The 430-nt window shown below is 40.5% G+C and carries 1 pseudogene; it reads right to left on the reverse strand.

Going from position 1 to position 430, the window contains the following annotated elements:
* Positions 1-430, reverse strand: a pseudogene (locus ACRHNM_RS16255) (hypothetical protein); the annotation flags it as partial.

Genomic DNA, 430 nt, shown 5'->3' on the forward strand with positions numbered 1-430 from the left:
GGATTGACAGTTATACTTTGAGTTGTTTCTCCTGTACTCCATACATAAGCTGATCCTCCTGAAGCTGTTAATGTTACGGATGAACCTTCGCAAACTTCAACATCTGTTCCTGCATTAGCAACAGGAATTGTATGTACTGTTACTGTAACAGCATCAGCATCTGAACTTGTTCCTAAAGCATTAAAAGCGGTCACTGTATAAGTGGTTGTTGTGGATGGACTAACCTCGATACTTGAGGTCGTTGCTCCTGTATTCCATTGGTAAGTTGCTCCACCACTTGCAGTCAGTGTTATACTTTCACCTTCACAGATGCTAACATCTGTGCCAGCATTTGCAGTTACTGTATCTGTTTCAACAGTCACTAAAATTTCATCTGTAGCTTCACAACCATTTGCATATCCTGTAACTGTATAAGTCGTTGTAATTGCAG

The sequence above is a fragment of the Psychroserpens mesophilus genome (assembly GCF_050617655.1).
GTDB lineage: Bacteria > Bacteroidota > Bacteroidia > Flavobacteriales > Flavobacteriaceae > Psychroserpens > Psychroserpens mesophilus_A.